The following is a 3,394-nucleotide window of genomic DNA, read 5'->3' on the forward strand; positions in this document are numbered from 1 at the left end:
TAAAGCTTATTAATTTCTGTGATTACACAGTATCTACTTGCTGACGAGGTAAGTAGAGAATCATTAACAGAATATAGATTGAGTCTGAAATAAATTGTTCACTCATGATGATTTTTAGTTATCTTTTAAGATAAGTAAACTTCATTTAATGAGAACTAGCGAAATAACTGAATCAAGCGTTTTGGTATGAGATTGAAGCTGTATTCCTTTGAATAATCGCGTAAGCGACTGTTTGGGGTTGTATAGTCAAGTAATTAAGTGCATGTGGTGGATGCCTTGGCAGTCAGAGGCGATGAAAGACGTGATAGCCTGCGAAAAGCTTCGGGGAGGCGGCAAATATCCTGTGATCCGGAGATGTCTGAATGGGGGAACCCACTTACCATAAGGTAGGTATCATAAGCTGAATACATAGGCTTGTGAGGCGAACGAGGGGAAGTGAAACATCTCAGTACCCTTAGGAAAAGAAATCAATTGAGATTCCGTCAGTAGCGGCGAGCGAACGCGGATCAGCCCATGAAGTGATTTAAGTTTTAGTGGAATGCTCTGGGAAGGGCAACAATAAAGGGTGATAGTCCCGTACACGAAAGGGCTTAGATCATGATAACGAGTAGGGCGAGGCACGTGAAACCTTGTCTGAATATGGGGGGACCATCCTCCAAGGCTAAATACTCCTGACTGACCGATAGTGAACCAGTACCGTGAGGGAAAGGCGAAAAGAACCCCTGTGAGGGGAGTGAAATAGATCCTGAAACCGCATGCATACAAGCAGTGGGAGCATATTTATTATGTGACTGCGTACCTTTTGTATAATGGGTCAGCGACTTATATTCAGTAGCAAGGTTAACCGTATAGGGGAGCCGTAGAGAAATCGAGTCTTAATAGGGCGTTTAGTTGCTGGGTATAGACCCGAAACCAGGCGATCTATCCATGAGCAGGTTGAAGGTTGGGTAACACTAACTGGAGGACCGAACCCACTGTCGTTGAAAAGCCAGGGGATGACTTGTGGATAGGGGTGAAAGGCTAATCAAGCCTGGTGATAGCTGGTTCTCCCCGAAAGCTATTTAGGTAGCGCCTCGGACGAATACCATAGGGGGTAGAGCACTGTTTCGGCTAGGGGGTCATCCCGACTTACCAAACCGATGCAAACTCCGAATACCTATGAGTACTATCCGGGAGACAGACTGCGGGTGCTAACGTCCGTAGTCAAGAGGAAAACAATCCAGACCGCCAGCTAAGGCCCCAAAATCATAGTTAAGTGGGAAACGATGTGGGAAGGCATAGACAGCTAGGAGGTTGGCTTAGAAGCAGCCATCCTTTAAAGAAAGCGTAATAGCTCACTAGTCGAGTCGGCCTGCGCGGAAGATGTAACGGGGCTAAAACTATGTGCCGAAGCTGCGGATTTGACTTTAAGTCAAGTGGTAGGGGAGCGTTCTGTAAGCCGATGAAGGTGTATTGAGAAGTATGCTGGAGGTATCAGAAGTGCGAATGCTGACGTGAGTAACGACAAAACGGGTGAAAAACCCGTTCGCCGAAAGACCAAGGGTTCCAGTCCAACGTTAATCGGGGCTGGGTGAGTCGACCCCTAAGGTGAGGCCGAAAGGCGTAATCGATGGGAAAATGGTTAATATTCCATTACTTCTGTGTAATGCGATGAGAGGACGGAGAAGGTTAAGTCAGCCTGGCGTTGGTTGTCCAGGTGAAAGACCGTAGGCATGCATCTTAGGCAAATCCGGGGTGCTCTATGCTGAGAGTCGATAGCAAGCAGGTTTACCTGCGAAGTGGCTGATACCATACTTCCAAGAAAAGTCTCTAAGCTTCAGTTACACAGGAATCGTACCCTAAACCGACACAGGTGGTCAGGTCGAGTAGACCAAGGCGCTTGAGAGAACTCTGCTGAAGGAACTAGGCAAAATGGTACCGTAACTTCGGGAGAAGGTACGCTGCTTTTGGTGATAGGACTTGCTCCTTGAGCTGAAGGCAGCCTCAGAAACCAGGCCGCTGCAACTGTTTATTAAAAACATAGCACTCTGCAAACACGAAAGTGGACGTATAGGGTGTGATGCCTGCCCGGTGCTGGAAGGTTAATTGATGGGGTTAGCGTAAGCGAAGCTCTTGATCGAAGCCCCAGTAAACGGCGGCCGTAACTATAACGGTCCTAAGGTAGCGAAATTCCTTGTCGGGTAAGTTCCGACCTGCACGAATGGCATAATGATGGCGGCGCTGTCTCCAGCAGAGACTCAGTGAAATCGAAATCGCGGTGAAGATGCCGTGTACCCGTGGCTAGACGGAAAGACCCCGTGAACCTTTACTGCAGCTTGACATTGAACTTTGACCTTACTTGTGTAGGATAGGTGGGAGGCTTTGAAGTGGTGACGCCAGTTACCATGGAGCCATCCTTGAAATACCACCCTGGTAATGTTGAGGTTCTAACTCCGATCCATTATCTGGATCGAGGACCATGTCTGGTGGGTAGTTTGACTGGGGCGGTCTCCTCCTAAAGAGTAACGGAGGAGTACGAAGGTGCGCTCAGCGTGGTCGGAAATCACGCGTAGAGTATAAAGGCAAAAGCGCGCTTAACTGCGAGACCAACAAGTCGAGCAGGTACGAAAGTAGGTCTTAGTGATCCGGTGGTTCTGTATGGAAGGGCCATCGCTCAACGGATAAAAGGTACTCTGGGGATAACAGGCTGATACCGCCCAAGAGTTCATATCGACGGCGGTGTTTGGCACCTCGATGTCGGCTCATCTCATCCTGGGGCTGAAGCAGGTCCCAAGGGTATGGCTGTTCGCCATTTAAAGAGGTACGCGAGCTGGGTTTAGAACGTCGTGAGACAGTTCGGTCCCTATCTACCATGGGCGTTGGAAATTTGAGAGGATCTGCTCCTAGTACGAGAGGACCAGAGTGGACGAACCTCTGGTGTACCGGTTGTGACGCCAGTCGCATCGCCGGGTAGCTATGTTCGGAAGGGATAACCGCTGAAAGCATCTAAGCGGGAAGCCTACCTCAAGATTAGATTTCCCTGTGACTTAGTCACCTAAAGAGCCGTTGAAGACTACGACGTTGATAGGTTGGATGTGGAAGTGTAGTGATACATGAAGCTGACCAATACTAATTGCTCGTGAGGCTTGACTATACAACACCCAAACAGTTGGGTCTTGTACTAACTTTGATTCAGTACGCTTGAACATGATCAATCTATATACCTGTTAATAACTCATTTGTACAACATTAGGCATATACATAAGACCTGATCAAGTACATCAACAGTTATGCTGGCGACTATAGCAAGAGTGAACCACCTGATCCCTTCCCGAACTCAGAAGTGAAACCTCTTTGCGCTGATGGTAGTGTGGGATTACCCATGTGAGAGTAAGTCATCGCCAGCATCTTATTC

2 rRNA genes are annotated in these 3,394 nt (G+C 48.1%); both read left to right on the plus strand.

The features are described 5' to 3' along the window. The first annotated feature begins 244 nt into the window (after nucleotides 1-244). A 23S ribosomal RNA gene (locus CFY84_RS11210) occupies nucleotides 245-3,133 on the plus strand. A gap of 138 nt (nucleotides 3,134-3,271) precedes the next feature. Beyond that, nucleotides 3,272-3,386, plus strand: a 5S ribosomal RNA gene (rrf, locus tag CFY84_RS11215). Nucleotides 3,387-3,394 lie beyond the last annotated feature (8 nt).

The organism is Acinetobacter apis, from assembly GCF_900197575.1.
GTDB lineage: Bacteria > Pseudomonadota > Gammaproteobacteria > Pseudomonadales > Moraxellaceae > Acinetobacter > Acinetobacter apis.